Annotated in this window: 1 protein-coding gene; it reads left to right on the top strand. The window is 63.1% G+C overall.

The window, feature by feature from the left end; all coding sequences use genetic code 11:
• Window positions 1-572: transposase (locus tag Q2941_RS51870; protein ID WP_458197583.1), on the top strand; the 572-nt coding region annotated here is incomplete at both ends.

Here is a 572-nt window from a genome sequence, read left to right as displayed (position 1 = left end):
ATCTACGGCTATCTGAACCGGGTGCAGTCAAGCCGGCGGCTGGAACGAGAGGCCGGACGCAACATCGAGGTGATGTGGCTGCTGGGTCGGCTTGCTCCCGATCACAAGACGATCGCGGACTTCCGCAAGGACAACGGCCTGGGGCTGGGTAAGGTCTGCGCGCGCTTTGTCGAGCTCTGCCGCGGGATGGGTCTTCTCACGACGGCGAGCGTCGCCATCGATGGGAGCAAGTTCAAGGCCGTGAACAACCGGGACAGGAACTTCACGCGCGCGAAGGTGGAGCGGCGGCGTGCTCAGTTGGAGGAGAGCGTCGCGCGCTATCTGAGCCAACTTGACACGGCCGACCGACAGGAGCCGAGCGAGGCGCTGGCGGCGAAGGTGACGAGGCTTACCGAGAAGCTGACGAAGCTGAAGGGGGAGATGGGCAAGCTTGCTGCCTACGAGAAGCAGATGCTTGCTTCGCCGGATCAGCAAATCTCCCTGACCGATCCGGATAGCCGTTCGATGGCAACCAGTGGCCGCGGATCCGGCGTTGTCGGCTACAATGTCCAAGTCGCCGTCGATACCGACCA

The organism is Bradyrhizobium sp. UFLA05-153, assembly GCF_054185185.1.
Note: the sequence above shows the minus strand (reverse complement) of the source record. Positions and strands in the feature narration are given on the sequence as shown.